At 31.9% G+C, this 21,365-nt stretch carries 26 protein-coding genes and 1 riboswitch; of the genes, 10 read left to right on the plus strand and 16 right to left on the minus strand.

All coding sequences use genetic code 11. From position 1 onward, the window contains the following. Positions 1–46: 46 nt before the first annotated feature. Positions 47–301 carry a DUF3098 domain-containing protein gene (locus J1D01_RS06720; protein WP_372937528.1) on the plus strand — a complete coding sequence of 85 codons (255 nt, stop codon included), beginning with the start codon at positions 47–49 and terminating at the stop codon, positions 299–301. Between the two features lie 37 nt (positions 302–338). On the opposite strand, the gene J1D01_RS06725 is transcribed toward J1D01_RS06720, so the two are convergent. Then, entirely contained in the window at positions 339–1,463 is a 1,125-nt protein-coding gene (locus J1D01_RS06725) for a glycerate kinase (protein ID WP_421150274.1), read from the minus strand. A 77-nt stretch (positions 1,464–1,540) separates the two neighbouring features. On the opposite strand from J1D01_RS06725, the gene J1D01_RS06730 reads away from it, so the two are divergent. The 3 genes from J1D01_RS06730 to J1D01_RS06740 are packed head-to-tail and all read left to right on the plus strand — an operon-like array spanning position 1,541 to position 3,817. Further along, positions 1,541–2,335: an undecaprenyl-diphosphate phosphatase gene (locus J1D01_RS06730; protein ID WP_421150275.1), complete on the plus strand. Its 795-nt coding sequence runs from the start codon at positions 1,541–1,543 to the stop codon at positions 2,333–2,335. A 3-nt stretch (positions 2,336–2,338) separates the two neighbouring features. Then, positions 2,339–3,052, plus strand: coding sequence for a tRNA pseudouridine(55) synthase TruB (gene truB, locus J1D01_RS06735; RefSeq protein ID WP_421150276.1), 714 nt, complete (start codon positions 2,339–2,341; stop codon positions 3,050–3,052). A 42-nt stretch (positions 3,053–3,094) separates the two neighbouring features. Further along, complete coding sequence (locus J1D01_RS06740) at positions 3,095–3,817, plus strand: hypothetical protein (RefSeq protein ID WP_421150277.1); 723 nt, start codon at positions 3,095–3,097, stop codon at positions 3,815–3,817. Here J1D01_RS06740 and J1D01_RS06745 read toward each other — a convergent pair. After that, positions 3,801–4,418 carry a thioredoxin family protein gene (locus tag J1D01_RS06745; RefSeq protein ID WP_421150278.1) on the minus strand — a complete coding sequence of 206 codons (618 nt, stop codon included), beginning with the start codon at positions 4,416–4,418 and terminating at the stop codon, positions 3,801–3,803. The two genes, J1D01_RS06740 and J1D01_RS06745, sit on opposite strands and share 17 nt — an antisense overlap. Positions 4,419–4,509: 91 nt before the next feature. On the opposite strand from J1D01_RS06745, the gene J1D01_RS06750 reads away from it, so the two are divergent. Both J1D01_RS06750 and J1D01_RS06755 read left to right on the plus strand, forming a co-directional pair. Next, complete coding sequence (locus J1D01_RS06750; RefSeq protein ID WP_372937534.1) at positions 4,510–5,076, plus strand: DNA-3-methyladenine glycosylase I; 567 nt, start codon at positions 4,510–4,512, stop codon at positions 5,074–5,076. Continuing rightward, a complete protein-coding gene (locus J1D01_RS06755) occupies positions 5,063–5,746 on the plus strand; it encodes a DUF2490 domain-containing protein (RefSeq protein WP_372937535.1) in 684 nt (227 codons plus the stop codon). Before J1D01_RS06750 ends, J1D01_RS06755 begins: the two co-directional genes overlap by 14 nt. Before the next feature lie 117 nt (positions 5,747–5,863). Here the strand turns inward: J1D01_RS06755 and J1D01_RS06760 are convergent, their stop codons facing one another. The 4 genes from J1D01_RS06760 to J1D01_RS06775 form a co-directional block, all read right to left on the minus strand. Then, on the minus strand, positions 5,864–7,567 hold the full coding sequence (locus J1D01_RS06760; RefSeq protein WP_421150279.1) for an AIPR family protein: 1,704 nt from the start codon (positions 7,565–7,567) through the stop codon (positions 5,864–5,866). Positions 7,568–7,667: 100 nt separating this feature from the next. Next, positions 7,668–8,297: a leucyl/phenylalanyl-tRNA--protein transferase gene (gene aat / locus J1D01_RS06765; protein ID WP_421150280.1), complete on the minus strand. Its 630-nt coding sequence runs from the start codon at positions 8,295–8,297 to the stop codon at positions 7,668–7,670. An 81-nt stretch (positions 8,298–8,378) separates the two neighbouring features. Further along, entirely contained in the window at positions 8,379–8,756 is a 378-nt protein-coding gene (locus J1D01_RS06770) for a DUF3127 domain-containing protein (protein ID WP_372938202.1), read from the minus strand. Between the two features lie 30 nt (positions 8,757–8,786). Beyond that, positions 8,787–9,656 carry a flavin reductase family protein gene (locus J1D01_RS06775; RefSeq protein ID WP_421150281.1) on the minus strand — a complete coding sequence of 290 codons (870 nt, stop codon included), beginning with the start codon at positions 9,654–9,656 and terminating at the stop codon, positions 8,787–8,789. Positions 9,657–9,777: 121 nt separating this feature from the next. Here J1D01_RS06775 and J1D01_RS06780 point away from each other — a divergent pair, with 121 nt between their 5' ends. Then, complete coding sequence (locus J1D01_RS06780; protein WP_421150282.1) at positions 9,778–10,929, plus strand: sensor histidine kinase; 1,152 nt, start codon at positions 9,778–9,780, stop codon at positions 10,927–10,929. A 6-nt stretch (positions 10,930–10,935) separates the two neighbouring features. Beyond that, positions 10,936–11,286, plus strand: coding sequence for a hypothetical protein (locus J1D01_RS06785; RefSeq protein WP_421150283.1), 351 nt, complete (start codon positions 10,936–10,938; stop codon positions 11,284–11,286). Here the strand turns inward: J1D01_RS06785 and J1D01_RS06790 are convergent. Together J1D01_RS06790 and greA are read right to left on the minus strand one after the other, a co-directional pair. Beyond that, complete coding sequence (locus J1D01_RS06790) at positions 11,281–11,670, minus strand: HIT family protein (RefSeq protein ID WP_421150284.1); 390 nt, start codon at positions 11,668–11,670, stop codon at positions 11,281–11,283. The two genes, J1D01_RS06785 and J1D01_RS06790, sit on opposite strands and share 6 nt — an antisense overlap. Before the next feature lie 5 nt (positions 11,671–11,675). Then, positions 11,676–12,149, minus strand: a complete 474-nt coding sequence (greA, locus tag J1D01_RS06795; protein ID WP_421150285.1) for a transcription elongation factor GreA — start codon at positions 12,147–12,149, stop codon at positions 11,676–11,678. A gap of 231 nt (positions 12,150–12,380) precedes the next feature. Here greA and J1D01_RS06800 point away from each other — a divergent pair, with 231 nt between their 5' ends. Beyond that, a complete protein-coding gene (locus J1D01_RS06800; protein WP_372936618.1) occupies positions 12,381–12,806 on the plus strand; it encodes a hypothetical protein in 426 nt (141 codons plus the stop codon). 47 nt (positions 12,807–12,853) lie between these two features. Here J1D01_RS06800 and J1D01_RS06805 read toward each other — a convergent pair whose 3' ends face one another. The 8 genes from J1D01_RS06805 to J1D01_RS06840 all read right to left on the minus strand — a co-directional run bounded on the left by J1D01_RS06805 (position 12,854) and on the right by J1D01_RS06840 (position 19,967). Next, complete coding sequence (locus J1D01_RS06805; RefSeq protein WP_421150286.1) at positions 12,854–14,989, minus strand: TonB-dependent receptor; 2,136 nt, start codon at positions 14,987–14,989, stop codon at positions 12,854–12,856. A gap of 96 nt (positions 14,990–15,085) precedes the next feature. Next, positions 15,086–15,195: riboswitch (TPP riboswitch) on the minus strand. Between the two features lie 51 nt (positions 15,196–15,246). Next, the gene (arfB, locus tag J1D01_RS06810; protein ID WP_421150287.1) at positions 15,247–15,654 is read right to left on the minus strand and encodes an alternative ribosome rescue aminoacyl-tRNA hydrolase ArfB; all 408 of its coding nucleotides are present in this window, start codon (positions 15,652–15,654) and stop codon (positions 15,247–15,249) included. Further along, complete coding sequence (locus J1D01_RS06815; RefSeq protein ID WP_421150288.1) at positions 15,654–17,207, minus strand: DUF4301 family protein; 1,554 nt, start codon at positions 17,205–17,207, stop codon at positions 15,654–15,656. The genes arfB and J1D01_RS06815 overlap by 1 nt, the downstream gene beginning before the upstream one ends. Next, positions 17,207–17,776 carry an AAA family ATPase gene (locus J1D01_RS06820; protein ID WP_421150289.1) on the minus strand — a complete coding sequence of 190 codons (570 nt, stop codon included), beginning with the start codon at positions 17,774–17,776 and terminating at the stop codon, positions 17,207–17,209. Before J1D01_RS06820 ends, J1D01_RS06815 begins: the two co-directional genes overlap by 1 nt. After that, positions 17,737–18,369: a nicotinamide riboside transporter PnuC gene (pnuC, locus tag J1D01_RS06825; protein ID WP_421150290.1), complete on the minus strand. Its 633-nt coding sequence runs from the start codon at positions 18,367–18,369 to the stop codon at positions 17,737–17,739. The genes J1D01_RS06820 and pnuC overlap by 40 nt, the downstream gene beginning before the upstream one ends. Then, positions 18,353–18,613, minus strand: coding sequence for a thiamine-binding protein (locus tag J1D01_RS06830; protein WP_076698455.1), 261 nt, complete (start codon positions 18,611–18,613; stop codon positions 18,353–18,355). Before J1D01_RS06830 ends, pnuC begins: the two co-directional genes overlap by 17 nt. 1 nt (position 18,614) lies before the next feature. Next, entirely contained in the window at positions 18,615–19,340 is a 726-nt protein-coding gene (locus tag J1D01_RS06835) for a geranylgeranylglyceryl/heptaprenylglyceryl phosphate synthase (protein WP_421150291.1), read from the minus strand. Further along, positions 19,341–19,967 (minus strand): 4'-phosphopantetheinyl transferase family protein, encoded by a 627-nt coding sequence (locus tag J1D01_RS06840; protein ID WP_372936605.1) that lies wholly within the window; start codon positions 19,965–19,967, stop codon positions 19,341–19,343. Positions 19,968–20,032: 65 nt separating this feature from the next. Between J1D01_RS06840 and ahcY the strand changes: the two genes are divergently transcribed. Beyond that, positions 20,033–21,349, plus strand: a complete 1,317-nt coding sequence (ahcY, locus tag J1D01_RS06845) for an adenosylhomocysteinase (protein ID WP_421150292.1) — start codon at positions 20,033–20,035, stop codon at positions 21,347–21,349. The last annotated feature ends 16 nt before the right edge of the window (positions 21,350–21,365 follow it).

Genomic DNA, 21,365 nt, shown 5'->3' on the forward strand with positions numbered 1-21,365 from the left:
TAAGTATTAAATAATTCCTTTAATTTGCAATTATTCTAAAAGAAAGATGGGAGAAAAAAAACGAAAAGAAGAATCTAAACCAGTTTTTATATTTGGTAAAAAAAACTACAAATTCATGTTTATTGGGTTAGCGTTTATTGCCATTGGTTTTATTTTAATGTCTGGTGGTGGTAGTGATGATCCTAATGTTTTTAATCCTGAAATTTTTAACTGGAGACGCATACGTTTAGCCCCTGCATTGGTATTGGCCGGATTTGGTATTCAAATTTATGCCATCCTTCTAAACCCGGATAAGAAATAATTTTTTATCGCTTTAATTACACCGCTCTGTAATAACATCATTTAATACTTTCTGCAAAATCTTTAGCCATTTGCTTTACATAGTTATAGCTGTTTTTCATGGCATCATCTAAATTGTTGGCACTTTCAATTACAGAACTAACGTAATTAATTCCCATTTTGGTAGTTTCTTCTTTTGATAACTCTACAGCGCCACAAAACGCTGCTACTTTTATTTGTTTCGCTTTCGCGGAAGTTAATACACCTTGAATGGTTTTACCAGACATGGTTTGTGTATCTAATTTACCTTCACCAGTAATAATCCAATCGGCTTTAGATATTTTAGCATCAAAATTTGCTAAATCTTTAATAAGCTCAATACCCGGAATTAATTTGCCATTTAAAAATAATTTTGAAGCAATACCCATACCTCCAGCTGCGCCGGCACCTTTTACATTTTGCACATCAACTTTAAAAGTAGTTTCTAAAAGCTTTGAAAAATCTTGTAAACCTTTATCAAGCATTTTAATATCACTTTTAGTAGCTCCTTTTTGTGCTGCATATACATAGGCAGCTCCGTTTTTACCGTATAACGGGTTTGTAACATCGCAGGCTATACTAAACTTAGTACTTGGTAACTTTGGGTGCGCATTTAAAACATCTATTTTTTTTACTTCTGAAAGATTAGCTCCAATAGGTTTAACTTCTTGATTTTCATAGTTAAAAAATTGATACCCTAATGCTGTTGCCATACCAATACCACAATCGTTAGTGGCACTTCCGCCTATACCTAAAATAATGTGTTTTGCTCCTTTATTTAAAGCATCTTTAATTAACTCACCTGTACCAAATGTTGTAGCCTTTTTACAATTAAATTGTTCTGGTTTTAGCAATTTAACACCAGAGGCTTCGGCCATTTCAATAAAAGCTGTTTTAGTGTTTTCGGCATATAAAAAAGAGGCTTCAACAGCTTCAAAAAATGGATTATTAACTACTAACTTTACTTTGCTTCCTTTTAAGTAATAGTTTACAACATCAATAGTACCATCACCACCATCGGCCAATGGTAATTTTATAATTTCAACTTCAGAAATAACCAATTTTATACCTTCCTCGACCGCATTACAGAATGCTATTCCTGTTAAAACGTTTTTAAACTTATCGGGGGCAATTACTACTTTCATAACTCTAAAATACCAATTAATATATGATTAACGAATTAAACCTTAATTTGTGTTTCTATTTTAATACTTTTGCCCTCATGGATACAATAGACGCAATTATTTTAGGTATTATTCAAGGGCTTACAGAGTTCTTACCTGTATCATCTAGCGGACATTTAGAATTGGGTAAAGCTATTTTGGGCGACCATTCTGTGCCCGAAGAAAGTTTGCTTTTTACCGTAGTACTTCACTTTGCAACCGCTTTAAGTACCATAGTTATTTTTAGAAAAGACATTTTTGATATTATTAAAGGCATTTTAAAGTTCCAGTGGAATGAAGACATGCAGTTTTTATCTAAAATTGTGATTTCTATGATTCCAGCAGTTACTGTTGGATTATTTTTTGAAGAACAATTAGAAGCTCTTTTTGGTGGCAACATTTTACTTGTTGGCGCTATGTTAATTGTAACAGCAGCCCTTTTATTTTTGGCAGATAAAGCCAAAGACACTAACAAAAAAGTAACTTTTAGTAACGCATTTGTAATTGGTGTTTCGCAAGCCATTGCTATGTTGCCAGGTATTTCGCGCTCTGGCGCCACTATTTCAACCTCTGTTTTACTTGGTAATGATAAAACCAAAGCAGCACGTTTTTCGTTTTTAATGGTAGTACCTTTAATTTTTGGAAAAATTGCTAAAGATGTTTTAAGTGGCGATATTTCTATGGAAAGTCAAAACTTTACTGCGCTTTCAATTGGTTTTGTGGCAGCTTTTGTAGCTGGACTTTTTGCTTGCACTTGGATGATTGCTTTGGTTAAAAAAAGTAAATTATCATACTTTGCTATTTATTGCGTTATTGTGGGGCTTATTGCTATTACAGTTTCTTTTTTAAATTAAAATATGACTGCTGAAGATTTTCTTTCTGGACAAATATTATTAATAAACAAGCCTCTTAATTGGACTTCTTTTCAAGTGGTTAACAAACTACGATGGGAAATTAGGCAAGCCTTTAATATTAAAAAAATAAAAGTTGGGCATGCAGGCACACTCGATCCTTTGGCAACAGGATTGTTAATTATTTGTACTGGAAAAAAAACAAAAGAAATTAACACTTATCAAGCTCAAATAAAGGAATACACGGGCACTTTTGTTCTAGGAAGCACAACGCCTTCTTTTGATTTAGAAACTGAAATAAACGAATATTTTCCTACCAAACATATTACCGAAACTTTAATACACGAAACTACAAAACAATTTATTGGCAATATTGAACAATTTCCGCCAGTATTTTCGGCCATAAAAAAAGACGGAAAACGCCTTTACGAGTTTGCTAGAGCTGGAGAAGATGTAGAAATTAAACCAAGAAAAGTAGCTATTTCAGAATTTGAAATCACCAAAATTGATTCTTCGGTTGCACCAAACAAGAACGCAATAAATGTTGATTTTAGAGTAGTTTGTAGTAAAGGCACATACATACGCTCTTTAGCTAATGATTTTGGAAAAGCACTAAACTCTGGCGCACACCTTTCTGCATTAAAACGCACTAGAATTGGTGACTTTAATGTTGAAAATGCCACCTCTATTGAAACTTTCATTAGCAATTTAAAGAACTAAAATATTTAATTTTACGTATATTGGGTAAACAATTATTAAAAATTGCATCTCTCAAATCAACATAAAGCCCTACTATTAACCTTTCTTGTAGCAGCAACGGTAGTACTTTCTGTGTTTAGTTTTAGCCTAAAACAACAACAAGAACGTATTGCTGAAAGTTATTTTGAATTAGAGCCTGAAAAGGAACTTACCGAGGAAGAAATTAAAATTATTGAAGCTTTAGAAAAACTAAACAGCTCTAAAGCCGAAACCAATAGTGCTTTTAATGAAACAAAAAAAGCAAATCATTTCGCCCAAGCCTATAAAACTATTGCGCCTCCTGAAGATTATGTTCCTAAAACTAGCGATATAGACAGTGACCAAGCGTTAAACAATTATAAAGAGAAATATAAAAATAACCACCTAGACGAGTTAAATGAGGAAGCACTCTCTCAATTTGACAAAGCTAATGATGTGCTAAAAAAGCAACAAGAAGAAGCCAATAATGCCAATAGCACTATTGGATTCTCTTTAAAAGGAAGAACCAAAGTTCACATACCTATTCCTGTGTATCTTTGTGAAGTTAACGGAAAAATTGTAGTAAACATAACCGTTAACGCTTCAGGACACGTTATTGATGCTTATGTAAACACTTCATCAAATTCTGATAATGAGTGCTTAATTGAACACGCTTTAGACTACGCTAAAGAATCTATATTTAGTGCAGATGCTTCAAAGCCAACCCAAATAGGATCTATTACATTTAATTTTATTGGGAAAAACTAGGTTGAAATCTGCTCAACATTTCAGCAATATCTTCTACTATGGTGTTTCCTTTATCTTTATTGTACCAATGCTGTAAATCTTCTTTAAACTCTGGCGTAAGCTTACCATTTTCAGCTTTAAATCTTTTTACATAATAAGCCGCTTCACTTGGTCTTGGCCCGTAAGTACCTAAAACATTACCCGTTTCGTTATCAATCATAATTAACTTTGGTACAGCTCTGTTTCCATCGGTTAGAAACATATCCATTAATTCAAGATTATCATCTCTTAAAACTATATGCATGGTAATTTTAGGATTCAATTCTGCAACTTTATTCAAAACGGGTAATACGTGAGCGGCATCTCCGCACCAACTTTCTGTAATAACTAACCACGTTACATTAGCATTAAAATCTAAAAGACGTTTTTTAGCTTTCCCGTCTATTTTCAAAGTCTTATCCCAACGCTTCATGCGCCTGTTATTCAATTTAGTAAAGTCTATTTTGTCAGCACTTTTATCAACTCCGGTAGTGCTTTCCTGTTCAACTAATTTAAGCATTAAACTACGATATGCCTCATAAGACATACTATTTTCTAAACTAGATTTTATAATGTTATTCATAACAAATGGTTTTGATGACCGTACAAAATTAGTATCTTGCCACCCTTTATAAGATGACATTTGTCATACCAAACCAATAAAACTTACATTCATGACTATTAAGCAACGATGTTCTTGGTGTGAAGGTGATACGCTATATAAAAAATACCATGATGAAGAATGGGGTGTTCCTGTTTATGATGACGCTAAGCTATTTGAATTTTTAATACTTGAAACCTTTCAAGCGGGATTAAGTTGGATAACCGTTTTACGTAAACGTGAAAATTTTAGAAAGGCGTTTGATGATTTTAATTATAAAAAAATAGCCCAATACAAACAAGATAAAATAAACCAATTATTACAAGACACTGGTATAATTAGGAATAAACTAAAAGTTAATGCAACGGTTACCAATGCCCAAGCCTTTATTAAAATACAAGAAGAATTTGGTAGTTTTAGCAACTACATTTGGGGCTTTATTGATGGTAAACCTATAAAAAACAACTTTAAAACTTTAAGTGAAGTTCCTGCAAATACCCCTTTAAGTGATACCATTAGTAAAGATTTAAAAAAGCATGGTTTTAAGTTTGTGGGCACCACAGTGGTTTATGCACACATGCAGGCAACTGGAATGGTAAACGATCATGTTATAAGTTGTTTTAGGTATGATGAAGTATAGTTTAAGGCTCTTTATTTTTTATTTTCTTATTTGTTGTAATTGCACGTTGGCTCAAGATGATAATTTTGATGCTTTAGGCGAAACTTCGGTAGCTTTAAACCATAAAGTATCAAAAAATTACACAACAAATTTTACACTTAGAAGCAGATATTTTTTACACCAAAATAGTTTTAGATATAGGCAACAACAGCTAGATGTTTTTCATTATTCTACTTTTAACCTAAACCTATCTAAAAAACTAGGTTTTGGCATTTATTACAGAAATAGAGATTGGTTTAATAGCGGAAGTGATGAACTAAGGCTTTCACAACAATTTAATTATACTAAACAACAACAAAATGTAGGCTTTGGTCATAGGCTAAGGTTAGAGCAACGCATATTTGATAGCTTTACAGATTTTAGACAGCGTTACCGTTTTACTATATCTTTTCCGCTAAATGGCAATAGTTTAGAAACTGCTAACACTCAATTTATGGCATCTTTAGAGGGATTGTGGATTGTGAGTAAAAACAAAGCTCCCTTATTAGATAAAAGAACTACTGCTAAAATTAACTGGCAATTAAGCCAAGATTTAAAATTAGAAACCGGATTAGAATACCGTTTAGAAAGTTTTAATGTTAGCAGTAAGCACTACTTGTTTTTATTAACTGGTGCCGTTTGTAGGCTTTAGGTTTGGTTAATGTGTTTTTATAAAATTTGTTGTGTATTTTAAGCAAATAAAACAGAATAGAAAATCTATAAGGATTTTTGGAACGAGACAAGAACAAGCAGTAAATTACTCCCTTTGTTATGCTTTCGTTTTTTCTTTTAAATCGCTCTGAATTTGTTCCAATACTTCTTTTACAAACTCATTCCCTTTTGCAACAGAATTAGTTCCACCCATTGTGTCATAAACAATAAATGTGTTTTCTATTGCATTTTTGACCATTTCATCTGTCATTGAGCCTGTATCTACTTTACCAATTTCTTCCGCAGTAGGTTTCAATTTGTCCGTCAACAAACAAGTGACATACATTGAAATATGAAACTTAATGTCACCCATTTGAGGTCTTGATAATTTTGGACTATCAAACTCTTTTAAAATTGCTTCAACTTTCTTCTGAATCAATATTCCTTTATGATACATATCTAACGGAAGACTTTCCTTGAAAATATTTTGATAATCAGAATTGTTTTTAATCAAAGTTGAAGGTCGTGCTCTTGCATAATCAGGTTTCTGATTATAAATTCCTGTTATTATCTGAGCCAAATAAGGAATACTGATTATTTTATTTACAGGTTTCCCTTGGTTTTTATGGTAATTTTTACGCCTATCGTAATAATATCCTTTAGAATGTAAATAATCTTCTATATCACGGTGTATCGGGTCTGTAGCTCTAAGTGAAGCAGGAGGAATATTTGTTTGACTGTTAGTTGCTTTTATAACATTTAATCTACTTTTTTCATCTTGAACTTTAATAACTCTTAAAAGCACATTTCTAGTTTCTGATTCGACTCTGTTTTCTGTAAAATACTTATGTATTTCAAAAGAAGTTTGCAAACCATTTACAATTTGAGGATCTTCTATATGTAATTTTTTACTCGCAAATGTGGCATCGGCAGCAGTTATTGTAACACCATTGTTTAACCACCAAAAATCTTCACCTACATTTTGGTTTATTAATGTTTTACGAATTTCTTTATTTACATCAACATTAACTTGATAGTCTCTAATATTTGCATCAAAGAAATACTTTATTAATTGTTCTTTATCATCTGTTATAAAATCATAATAACTCTTAATAGGGACAATTGCAATATATCCACCATCTTGTGTAGATATTGGGTTATCATTTAAAACTACATCTTTACTCCTTATTTGCTCTTTTCTAGTTAGGTCTATCAATTTTTTAGCTGTAACAAACTCAAAATTCACTTCTGCTTTGTCGAAATGACTTTTTATAGAATTTACTAAAATTTGAACTTTTCTCTCTACATTAGGGTGAACTTCAATTCCTTTTGTAACATAGAAGTAATGGAATCGAAGAATTGGAAATTTGGAAGCTAAATGTAAATACTGTTTTCTAAAAATATCCACATTAGCTAGTAAATCTGAGTTATAAACAGACCTCAAATCATCAATTGGTTTATTAAGATCAAAAATATCAATAGCAGAAGAATTGCATTTTTCAATTGGAGTTTCACCAAAGCTATTTACATTCTTTGATTGGAGAATAAAAACATCAATTGTTGAATTTCTTTTAGCATCAATCAAGTTAGAGTCACGTTGGATCAATTCTAAATTAACAAAAGTATAGATTGAGTCAATTCCACCATCTCCTCCATTATCTACAATTCCTTCTTCAATTTCATCATATGAAAGTTCATAGTCCTTCATTATTTGTTCAGTTACAAACAAATGAAAATAGTCATCTGAACTAAGCTCAGGATAGAGCTCTTTTCTATTTTGTTCGATTAATGTTTGAAGTACTATTTGATTGTTATCTGCCATTTATCTCCTATTTTTATCAAATCTAAGCTACTAGACATCAAAATCATTTCAATATCTTATGTCAACTGTTAAACAAAAATAGCAGAATTTTTCTACAAAATCAAGGTTTTAAAAACTTCAAAAAAGCATCTCTTGGTATCTCTTCGGCTCCTAAACTTGCTAAATGATTGGTATATACTTGGCAATCTATAAGTTTATAATGGGTGTTATTAATAAAACTAATAAACGCCACTTTACTAGCGTTACTTACTTTAGCAAACATACTCTCACCGCAAAAAACACCATTGTTTAAATCTACGCCGTAAAAACCTCCAACCAATGTATTGTCTTGCCATACCTCAACAGATGTAGCATGCCCTAATTCATGTAATTTTGTGTAGGCCTCTATCATACTTTGTGTTATCCAAGTACCTTGTTGTCCGTTACGTTTTATATGCGCACAGGCTGTTATAACTTCATTAAATGCTTTGTTTACGGTAACTGTAAATGTTTTGTTGCGCATGACTTGTTTCATGCTTTTAGACACTTTTAGTTTTTCTGGAAATAGCACAAAACGCGGATTGGGGCTCCACCATATAATAGGTTCATCGGTTTCAAACCACGGAAAAATTCCAGATTGGTATGCTAGTAGTAATCGGTCTACCGATAAATCGCCACCAACAGCCAAAATACCTTCTGGGGTAGCTTTATTTACATCTGGAAACCACAACTCTTTATTAAGAAAAAACATGGTGTAAAAATAAAAAACCTCAACAGATTAATGTTGAGGTTTTTAATGTATTCCCACTTTTATAAGGGAACATCAAATTTATTAAAACGGTAAATCGTCTTGGTCTTCTTCATTTAATTCTCCAGCAGGTTCAAAGGCATCCATTGGTGGTACAGGAGGCACATTACCATCTGCAGGTTCTTGCTGTAACGCCTCTATACGCCATCCTTGAATAGAGTTGAAGTATTTAGTTTCGCCTTGTGGGTTAACCCATTCTCTTCCGCGTAAATTAATGTTAATTTTTACTTGTTGCCCTACTTGAAAATTGTTTAGTAAATCTGTTTTATCTTGTACAAATTCTACCATTATATGTTGTGGGTATTGCTCTTCTGTGGTAACTACAACTTCACGCTTTCTAAAACCATTGTTTCCAAAGGTTTGTGTTTCTCCTATTACTTTAATTCTTCCTTGAACTTCCATTTGTTAAATTACTTTTTTATTTATTTTTTCTTAACTTAATAATATTTTCCAAGCACTTTGTACATCGCCGTAGCTTAAATATTTTTGTGCTAATTTATGTTTTTCTCTATGCGAAGCTTCTTTAATTTTAGGGTATCTAGCACCTAAATCTTCTATAAAAGTTTCTACATCTTGTTTAGAAGGTAAAGCTTCTACATTACCCAACATACCTAAATTATTACCCGTTAAAATCATACTGTTTTTAACGTGTTCTGGAAAACTATCAACGCCTATTCCTAAGGTTGCTAGTGGTTTTGGTATTTCAAAAAAACTTTTATTTGCTCTACTATACAAACTCCCTCCTGCACGTGCAACTAAATCTAATTTTTTTTGATTTATTGTTTCATCTTCATTTAAAACCTCATCATCTATATGCATTTTAAGCACTTCACAAATCACTAAATTACCGGCTCCTCCTTCATTTCCTAAAGCAACTATTTCATTAATTTTACATTCAAATTGAATGGGCGACTCTGCTACTCTAAAGGGCTTTACCAAATCTGATTTTAACATGGTTAAACCAGATTTTTCAAATTCATTTACTCCCTCTGGATACTCTGTACTACTTAATGATGCTTGATGTACCAAATCAAAATTCACCATATTAATTACAACTTCTTTTGTTTTTTCTACATTGCATAATGTGTGTTTTGTGGTATTATCTCTTACTCTACGTGCCGGCGAAAATACCAAAATTGGCGGATTTGCACTAAACACATTAAAAAAACTAAAAGGAGACAAATTAGGTACTCCCTTTTCATCAACAGTACTTGCAAAAGCAATGGGTCTGGGCGCAACAGCACTCAGTAAATAACTATGTAACTTTTTTGTTGATAAGTCTTTAGGATTGAATGAAGCCATTAACCACTTTTAATTTTAACAAATGTAACTAATAAACTGTGCAACTAAAAACCGATTTACTAACAACTTGGACAATAATATTAACAGATTTGCATTATATTACATGTTAAATTAAATTTTAATGATTTTCACTAAGCACCAAAATACCTTTCGCTGGATTATTGTAGTGGCTTCATTCTTTATAGTATCTGTTATTATGTGGAAAACTTATGAGTTTTTTCAGCATTTTAAACATGAAGAACGTACCAAAATTGAAATTTGGGCTTCTGCACAAACCGATCTTATAAAAACAGGCAACCTAAATTCTGATATGGGTGATTTACCATTGCAGGTTATTACTAGCAACAAAACCACCCCAATGATTATGGTTAACAAAGACGGATCTATAGATCATAACAACTTAGATTCCAATAAAATTAAAGATTCTGTTTATTTAAAAAAACTTATTGCAAAATTTAAAAAAGAGAACAAACCTATTGAAGTAAGGTTTGATGGCGAAGTTTATAATACTATTTATTACGGTAACTCCCCTCTAATTAATAAACTTAAATATTATCCGTTAGCCTTAATACTCATTGTTGTATTATTTGGTGCTGTAATTTTCTTCTTTTATAGTAGTAATAAAAATGCTACTCAAAACAAATTGTGGTCTGGAATGGCTAAAGAAACCGCCCACCAAATAGGTACGCCACTGTCTTCTTTAATTGGATGGACCGAGATTTTAAAAAGCGAAAATGTTAACCCTAGTTATATTTCTGAAATTGAAAAAGATGTTGATAGACTAAAAATTATTACAGAACGATTTAGCAAAATTGGCTCTATTCCAACTTTAGAAACCGCTAATATTGTTGAAGAAACTATTAACTCTTACGATTATTTAAAAGCTAGAGCATCTAACCTTATTGAGTTTGATTTAATTACACCTGATGATTACATTCCAGTTGAATTGAATAAACAGTTGTATAGCTGGACAATTGAAAACTTGGTTAAAAATGCTATTGATGCCATGAAAGGCAGAGGTAAATTAACTGTTGAAATTTCTCAACTAGAAGACAATGTAAAAGTTAAAGTAACCGATACAGGAAAAGGAATCTCTAAAAAACATTTTAATAAAATTTTTGAGCCTGGATTTACAACTAAAAAACGTGGTTGGGGATTAGGTTTATCTCTCACAAAACGAATTATTGAAGATTTTCATAATGGTAAAATAAAAGTGCTTAATTCTGAAAAAGGAAAAGGCACAACCATTCAAATTAACTTAAAGTCGGCTTAAAAAGTTATGAAGGAATCATTTATTAATTTAAAAGAAGTTGTTTTAAAAAACAACTGTCCGGAGTGCTATAGTAAAGAAGGGTTACGTTTAACCTTTCAGCAAAAAATAGTAGAAAACAAATTTTACAAATCAATCACCTCACAGGTTAATCATATTTTAGAGTGTAACGTTTGTAATACTACCATTTACCCAATACAATGGACTAATGACATTGAACGCGTATTTGAATACCAACAAAAAACAGTACAACCCAAAAAAGCTTCTAAATATTTAAAACAAGCTTCTTGGGTTGCTATTTTATTTTTTGTTTTGCTAATTATTATAATTTCGGCATTGGCAATATACCCAAATTTATAGGTGGGCTTTAATAGCATTGGCTATTGCCTTAAACTCTTCTGTAGATAGGTTTTCTTTTTTTATAAAACGTGCATCATCCATAGTGTGTAAAGGTATTAAATGCACATGTGCATGAGGCACTTCTAAACCAATAACAGAAACTCCAACTCTTTCACATGGTATTGCTTTTTCAATAGCCATAGCTACCGTTCTTGAAAAACTCATTAATCCATTATAGGTAGTTTCATCTAAATCAAAAATTTTATCTACCTCTTTTTTGGGAATGCATAAGGTATGCCCTTTGCTATTTGGGTTAATATCAAGAAAAGCAAAAAACTCCTCTGTTTCGGCAATTTTGTAACAGGGTATTTCGCCATTAATTATTTTAGTGAAAATAGAAGCCATAAACGTTATCTGGTTATTTCAATAATATCAAATTTCATAATACCACTTGGCACTTGAATTTCTGCTACATCACCAACCGATTTTCCTAATAAACCTTTACCTATAGGCGAGTTTACCGATATTTTACCACTTTTTAAGTCGGCTTCACTTTCGGCTACCAAAGTATATGTCATTTCCATACCATTGGTTTGATTTTTTATTTTAACAGTAGATAATGCTAAAACTTTAGATGTATCTAATTGAGATTCATCAATAATTCTTGCATTAGCTAAGGTTTCTTCCATTTTAGAAATTTTCATTTCTAACATACCTTGTGCTTCTTTGGCAGCATCATATTCGGCATTTTCACTTAAATCACCTTTATCTCTTGCCTCTGCAATAGCTTGTGACGCCTTAGGACGCTCAACGTCTTTTAAATAATTTAACTCGTCTCTTAATTTTTTTAGTCCCTCTGCTGTGTAATAAGATACTTTACTCATAACTTCATCGTTTAATAATTAATGATATTTAAACGTTATCGAATGTTATTTCGAAATTTAAATAACATAACCCTTATAAATATTTTTGAGGCATTATTATTTAATAAAAAGATGCTGAACATAGTCAGCATCAAAAAAAATCCCGCTTCCACGAGATTATAAATACAAATATACAAAATATTTATATGGGTTTATCTTTTATTGTAAATTGCAACGCTTATATTAATTATAATGAAATTATTTTATTCCTTTATTTGTTTGTTTGTTTTAAGTGCCTGTAGCGGTAGTTCTGAAGAAAACGAAAATTGTAATTTTTTATTAGACATAAATGTTTATGAAACTATAAACCTTAGCCTGCCACAGTATAGCCAATTACCATTTCCAGGAAATTCGGTTTATATTGCCAATGCAGGAAATGCAGGTATTATAGTTGCAAATACAGGCGTTGGTTACTTTGCTTGGGACGCTAGTGACCCTAACGAAATACCTAGTGACTGCTCTACTTTAGTTCCTTCTGGGTTAGAAGCTACTGGTGGTTGCTCTAATAACAAATATAGTCTTGTTACTGGAGAGCCTCTTGAAAATACAGAATTACAGTGTTCTTTAAAGTTTTACAGAGTTGAACAGAATGGTAATTACCTAACTATTTATAATTAAAAAAGCGACTCCTTTTTGAGCCGCTTTTCTACTTCTATTTTTATTTTTTAAAATCTTAATGTTGCACCAACTAAAAAGTTTGTTGTTGCCTGTGGATAATAGCCTGTATAATAACCTGTAGTGATTCCTGTTGAACTAGATGAATCATCATATTCATAAGAACCAAAATAACCATTAGATACATATTTTTTATTGAAAATATTATTTACTAAAGCAGACAAAACAATAGATTTAAAAAGTTTTTTTGGTGTAATTTCATAATTCACATTAAAATCACTCACAAAGTAATCGTCTAATTTTGAAAGTTTAGAATCTATATTTCCCATATATTGTTCGCCTACGTACTTACTTAACAATGATAGCTGTATGCTTTTAGTTGGATAAAAATTAAGTGTATTTCCAATTACTAAATCTGGTGAAAATGAAATATTAGTATCTCCTAAGTTAACCAATTCACCATTTATAGATGTTGTAAAATCTTTATTTTTATTACTACTTAATGCCACATTTGTTGAAGTACTAAACGCTTCACAAAATTGAATATTAGCATCTACCTCTAAACCTAATCTGTAACTTTTACCACTTGTAGCTTTTATTGCGCTACCTACATCATCTAGCTCTCCGGTTAACACTAATTGATTTTGGTAGAACATGTAATAAATATTGGTGCTAACAGCTACTTTTTGGGTGTTATGTCTCCAACCTAATTCTATATCGTTTAAAGTTTCGTTTTCGGTTACGCCATTTTCAAAATCATCTCTATTTGGTTCTCTATTTGCCCTTGCATAAGATGCGTAAAAGCTGTTATTACTATCTGTTTTATAGGTTAAACCTAATTTAGGATTGAAAAAACTAAAATCTGCATCTGTAATAAATTCTTCTCTATCAGAATTTAATCCGTTGGTTTTATAACTAACAAAACGTCCTTGTAAATCAATAAAACCAGTTAAAGCATCTGATAATTTAAAGGTTGCTTTTGAGAAAATGCTAAAATCGTTTTTGGTAGCATCACCATCGTAATAATGATCGCGTATATTGGTATTTGGTGCTAAATTACTTCCCCAAATAACTTCCCCAAAGTGATCTCCTGTATAAGAACTCATTGATAAACCAGAAATAACTTCAATAGCATTATTCTTATATGTTACATTAGCATTTAAAACGTAAAAATCATTATCTAACCATCTGCGAACTATAACATCAGAATCGTCTTCAATTAAATTGGCAAAATCTTCTGCAGATTCTTCTTCTTTAAACTGTTCAAAATACCCTTTCCCTTTGGTATAATTTAAACCAATATTAGTAGACCAATTATTGTTAAACCTTTGGTTCCAGTGTAATTGGTAATGGTCTTGCCAGTAATTATCGGTTTCATTATCATAAGTGTATGGGTTTTGCCTGCGGTCTTCTTTCAATTCTTCTGCTGTTAAGCCATACCAAGCTTGATAGGTATACTCTTTGTTTCCAAACGTTAAAGCTTTAATTAATGTGTTTCCGTCTTTATAAATTCCTTGTAAGAAATACGATTTTAAATCGGTAAAGGCTCTATCAACATAACCATCGGAATCAATTTTTGAGAAACGCCCAGAAATTTCAAAATGATCATTTATTAAACCAGTACTAAGTTTTACCATATGCTTTCTGGTATTGTAGCTTCCGAAGCTATTTGATATTTCTGCAAACGCTTCATTAGAAAAGGCATCGGTTAACACATTTAAACTAGCGCCAAAAGCACCAGAACCATTGGTTGATGTCCCTACTCCACGTTGTAATTGTAAACTCTGTGTTGATGAGGCAAAGTCTCCTAAATTCACCCAAAAGCTCCCTTGACTTTCTGCATCGTTATAAGGAATTCCGTTAATGGTTACATTTACTCTAGAGGCAGCCGAACCACGTACACGAATACTTGTATAGCCCACACCTGCTCCAGCATCGCTTGTAGTTACTACAGATGGTAAATAGTTAAGTAAAGCTGGGATATCTTGCCCTAAATTACGTTTAGCCAACTCCTCTTTACTTACATTTGAATGGGTGATGGGAGAATCTGCATCTACCCTCACTGCTTTCACTAAGACTTCATCTAGTTTTTCTGTTGAAGTAGAATCTTGTTGTACTTGAGTTTGTTGTGCATTTGCACAGACTGATAACACTAACAGTGCTAAAAAAAGAAATAAATTTTTCATGTCGATTAAAAAAATATAATCGAATAAAAAGAGGTAATTATTCTTTTGGTTATTAAAAATTGATTTTATTAATGAGATGCTAAAACTAACATGTTTAGCATAACATTTTAATATCCCTAAACAGCATTACCTGTTCTAGGTTCATTGGGTATGATCTCAGCCAGTTACTAAACAAGTTTAGTATTTAGGCACCCCTTTTTGAGAACGGAGCAAATATACAGCAGATTTATAAATTTTAAAGAATGAATTTATTTTTTTTAATCTAAACTTGGTTTTTGCCTATTAGCTTTTTTTTCGGCCTGCTTTTTTTTATTCTTTAACCGTTTTCTTATAACAGATTTTGGTGTTTTTGTAGCTATTCTTTGTTTCTTAACTTTTAAAGAGTTGCTAATTAACTCTATAAAACGTTTAATTGCTAATTCTTTATTTCTAATTTGGCTTCTACTTTCACTACAAGATAAAACTAATACTGCTTCTTTAGTTAGCCTATGCTTAAGTTTTGATAAAAGCCGTTGTTTTTGTGTTTCTGTAAACACCGCAGAATTTGTTAAATTAAAGTGTAACTCTACCTTAGTAGCCACTTTATTAACATGCTGTCCGCCACTACCAGAACTTTTTACTGCTTTAAAAGTAAGTTCTTTTAATAATGTTTCTTCATTAAACATTATTCTTCAACTTGGTGTGCTGGTTTTAGTAAATCATTTACTGTTTTAACCGGGTTGAATGTTTCTAAAGGCACTTCAACAAAAATAGAGTTCCAATACGCCATACTACCATTCCACAATCCGGGTAATTCTAAAGCTTTAACATCTGTTCCATTTTGTGTTTTCATGGTTATAAAAGCAGCTTCATGATCTACATATTCTTTTAAATCAAACTTTTCTCCTTTATAGTTTTTAACTGCACAAACTAAGTCTGTAGGGTTAAAATGAGTTGCTTTATAAACTATTCCTTGTTGTTCTTTACTACTGAAATTAATTTGAGCAAATTCAACTATTTGTAAAGATACATTACCTGTTTCTTCTTTTACCCAAAAAGGTCCTCCTCCTGGTTGTCCCTCATTTTTAACCATACCACAAACCCTAATGGGTCTGTTAAATTTTTCTCTTAAATAAGTCCTTTTTTTCTCTGAACTAAATTCATCAAAATCTGACGGAACCACCACATTTAATCTGTGGATTAAAAATAGAGCCATGATTTTATAATCTTCATCGTCACAATCGTTTTTATCTAATTTGTTTAGATAAGCAAAAACCTTTTCTTGAACGCTTAACAAAACGCCCGCTAGTAATTTTTTATATTCTGAAATAGATACGTTTTTGTCTTCAACAGTAATATTATCAATATTTTTAATAAATATTAAATCATAATCTAAATCATTTAAATTTTCTAAAAGAGCTCCGTGTCCTGCAGGTCTAAATAAAATAGAATTGTCTTCATTTCTGTAAACAGTGTTATTTGAAGTAAGTGCCACAGTTTCTGTAGCTTCTTTTTGGTAAGAATAAGATACATTAAAAGTAACCCCTGTTTTTTCTGTTAAATCATTATTTATTTTTTCAAATTCTAATTTAAAATAGTCATGATGCTTTTCTGATACTGTAAAATGTAAATTTGCGGTTTTATTTGAACTAGCATATAAAGTAGCCTCTAGTAAATGCTCTCTGAAAGCAGAAACGGCTTGGTCTTGATATTTATGAAATGGCAATAGTCCTTTTGGGAAAAAGCTATAATTTAATGCATCTGCATTTAACATAGCTTTTACAAATACACTACAAGTTTCATCACATGTAAAGTAATCAAAGTTTGGAACTGTTTCTTTTAATTTTTTAATGACTTGAGAATAGAATGGGAAATTTTCTATGTTTGAGAAAAAGGTTTTTACCAAATCATTATTCTGTCTATCAATATACTCATTAATGGTTTCTTTCTCTGGGTTATATGTTTTTAAAAATTGAAATAAAAATTTAAACATTCTGGTTGCAGCACCAGATGCAGGCACAAATTTGACAATGGATAAGTTATCCTTTTTGCTATCATAATACTGAATGTAACTTTGTGTTTCTTTTTCAGTAAAACGTTCAATACCTCTTCCTACAGTAGCTGCAGCTAATAGTTTAGAATAAGACATTCCGTTTTTTAAACGTTCTATCTGGGCATGAACTTGGTCTACAGTAATACCTTTGCTATGAATTTGCTCAATGTCTTTTTCTGTGAACATTAGTTTTGTTTTTTTAATAGTTTATCTATATGCTTAACGGCTTTTTCTAAACGTACTTTTGTACTTCCTCTTAATAAAACATACGGTCTGTTTTGTTTTATTAATTCATCTTCAAAAGCCTTAAACATACGTTCTCTTTCATTTGGCTTATCTCGTAAATCATCGGCTTCCCAAGGCGTGTCAATATAAGTTAAAAAATACAAATCATACTTATTTTTTAAGGCGTGTTTTTCAAGCATAGGATCGCAAACTCCTGAGTAATATGTTTCTGAGTATACTTTTGTTTCTAATAAATCGGTATCACAAATTAAAACAGAATCGGTTTTTTGGGCTAATTCATTTTCTAACTTCATTTGTCCTATAGCAATTGGCAACAAATCTTTGGGTTCGCAAGTTTTCCGTTCATTATTCCATTTATTTTGCAGATACTCACGCGCGTATTCTGGCACCCAAACAGAGTTATAGTACCTTGCTAATTGTCTAGATAAGGTTGTTTTTCCGGTAGATTCTGGACCAAATAAAACTACTTTTATGCAGTTTGCTGGTTGTTGTTTAAGATTTTTTTCCATGCTAAATAGCCTAAAATTGCAATAATAGTAAAGCCTAAATATTGTAAACTAGTAAAGGTAAAGCCTTTATAAAAATATAAAGGCACCGAAATAATATCACCAATTATCCAGAAAATCCAATTTTCCAGTTTACGTCTAGCCATTAACCACATGCCAACAAAAAATATGGCTGTAGTAATAGTATCAACATAGGCTACCCAACCGTTCCATTTATCAAATGTTATGTACACTAAATAAACAAACAGTAAGGTTGCTATAAATATAGCTATACTTAGTTTCTTTTCGTTGTTTGTTGTTAGAGATATTGGGGTAACTTGTTCTTTGTCAGTTTTTTTCGTCCATACATACCAACCGTAAACACTCATAATAAAGTAATACGCATTAATCATCATATCACCCAACAATTCCCATTTTAATAGTAGATACACAAAAATAATTGTGCTTATCATTCCTGTAAGAAATACTAAAACTTTGTTTTGTTTAGAGTACCAAACCGAAAGAAACCCAAAAATTACTGCTATTATTTCAAGAACAATATCAATAGTTTCGTATTCTAAATATTGCCCAAAGAAGAACTCAAAAATGGGGCTCATAATTATGTCTGTCTGATTTTACAATTTTCATGTATAAAAGCCCCTTATCTATAAGTTCAAAAGCTTCTTTAATTTCTTCGTTTAGAACCTCCATTACCTTGTCATAATCACCATATACCTGTGTGCTTAAAGGGTTTTCTTTAACCTTTAGGTTTGAAGCTCTTAACCTTTTAATAAAATGAATGATTGCAGGTTCAAAATCATCTTGTAATGGTGTTAATGTTAATTCTACTGATATTTTCATACTACTTTTTAATTTTTTCAAAAAACGTTTCATCTTCTTCAAGAGCTGTTCCTATTACTACTAAATTAGCTCCTGAAGCATATGTTCTTTCTAATTGTTCTTTACTTTTTATGCCTCCTCCAACAATTAAGGGAATACTCAACTTGTTTTTCACACTTTTTATAATGTCTTCTGAAATTGGGCTTTTAGCACCACTTCCGGCTTCTAAATAAATGAGTTTCATACCTAAAAGCTCTCCAGCTTTTGCCGTTTTTGTAATTTGAGACACATCTATTCTTGACATGGGTTGGGTATTAGTAACACGCTCTACGGCAGATTTGTTTCCGCTTTCTATTAAAATATAGCCCGTTGGAATTATTTCTAGTGCTGTTTGTAATAATTTAGAAACAGATTCTACATGCTTACCTATTAAAAAATTAGGATCTCTTCCAGAAATAAGCGACAAAAATAAAAGTCCGTCTGCTTTTCCTGTAATCTGATTTACATCTCCTGGAAACAAAATTACTGGAACATTGGTGTGTTTTTTTATTTCTTCAACTAAATATTCGGTATCATTTTCATCAACAGTACTTCCTCCTACAAAAATATGAGTAGCAACAGATTGATTAATTTTTGAAATAAATCTGGGCACCTTTTCAATTACCACTTTGTCAGGATCAATTAAAACTGCTAAAAGTTTTTCGCCTTTTAAAGCTGAAGCTTGTATTTTTTTATAAATAGAATTCATTTAAGTAATAGCGTAAGCACAAGAAAAACCTTCAAACTCAATAAATTTAATATGGTATCGGTATTTTCTATTTTTATAATCTATCCAAGCAATGGTTTCAGAATCTTCAATATTAAACGGAATAGCTAAACAATGATTTTTAAAACTTAAACCTGGAGTTGCAAAAAGCTTGTATAAGGACTCTTTAACACACCAAATAGCAGTAAGTTTTTTTATGTAATCGGGTTCATTTTCATCTAAATAATTGTATTCATAACCAATAAATTTATGTGCTATTACTTTTATTTTCTCTCGTTGTTTTTCAATATCAATTCCAACAACCTCATCACTAATAATAACTGCTGAAAAATTAAAAGAATGTGTAATTGAAATCTGCTTCCCATCCATTAAATGTGGTTTACCCAATTCATCGTAATATAAATCGGCATCTTGATACCCAAATTCACTAAGCAAACGTCTAACACTTAAAAATCCACGCTGATGCATTTCACTTTTCATCCTCTCAACACGCTGTAAACTTTCGGTTTTTAAAGTTAACGGTTTCATTAATTCATGATAAGATTCAGTAATCTTCCAAATTTTAACACAAGTTTGCTGATTGGGATTAAGGGTTTTATATAGAGGCATTTACTTTTCTGAAAGTTATTGGCTATCTTTGCCGTTTAATATTTAAGACCCACAAATATAACAATATGAGTACAAAAACAGTTGCTTACGTTCCTAATAAGGTTAAAGATATTTCTTTAGCAGAATGGGGAAGAAAAGAAATAGAATTAGCAGAAGCTGAAATGCCAGGTTTAATGAGCTTACGCGAAGAGTATAAAGACCAACAACCTTTAAAGGGTGCGCGTATTGCAGGTTGCTTACACATGACCATACAAACCGCTGTTTTAATTGAAACGTTGCAAGCTCTTGGTGCCGAGGTTACTTGGAGTTCTTGTAATATTTTCTCTACCCAAGACCAAGCCGCTGCTGCTATTGCCGCTGCTGGAACTGCCGTTTACGCATGGAAAGATATGACCGAAGAAGAATTTGATTGGTGTATAGAGCAAACCTTATTTTTTGGTGAAGACCGCAAACCACTTAACATGATTCTTGACGATGGTGGCGATTTAACCAATATGGTTTTAGATAAATACCCAGAACTAGCTGCAGGAATTAAAGGATTAAGCGAAGAAACCACAACAGGTGTTCACCGTTTATATGAGCGTGTTAAAAACGGAACTTTACCTATGCCTGCTATTAACGTAAACGACTCGGTAACAAAATCTAAATTCGATAATAAATACGGATGTCGTGAAAGTGCTGTAGATGCTATTCGTCGTGCTACCGATGTTATGCTAGCTGGTAAACGTGTTGTAGTTTGTGGTTATGGAGATGTTGGTAAAGGTACTGCAGCCTCTTTTAAAGGAGCTGGAAGTATTGTAACCGTTACAGAAATTGATCCAATATGTGCGTTACAAGCAGCAATGGATGGTTTTGAGGTAAAAAAACTAGAAACCGTAATTGGTAATGCCGATATTGTAATTACAACTACAGGAAATAAAGATATAGTTCGTGCAGAACACTTTAAAGCTATGAAAGACAAAACCATAGTTTGTAACATTGGTCATTTTGATAACGAAATACAAATGGCTTGGTTAAACGAAAACTACGGAAACACTAAAAACACCATTAAACCACAAGTAGATAAATACACTATTGATGGTAACGATATTATTATACTTGCCGAAGGTCGTTTAGTAAACCTAGGTTGTGCTACTGGCCACCCAAGTTTTGTAATGAGCAACTCATTTACTAACCAAACTTTAGCTCAAATAGAGCTTTGGAACCACAGCGACAAATACGAAAACAAAGTATACATGCTACCAAAACATTTAGATGAAAAAGTAGCCAAACTACACCTAGAAAAAATTGGTGTGGAATTAACAGAATTACGTGAAGACCAAGCAGAATACATAGGTGTAACAGTGGAAGGCCCGTACAAACCAGAACACTACAGATATTAATAATTGGTTATACTGA

Source organism: Seonamhaeicola sp. NFXS20 (assembly GCF_049132085.1).
Classification (GTDB): domain Bacteria; phylum Bacteroidota; class Bacteroidia; order Flavobacteriales; family Flavobacteriaceae; genus Seonamhaeicola.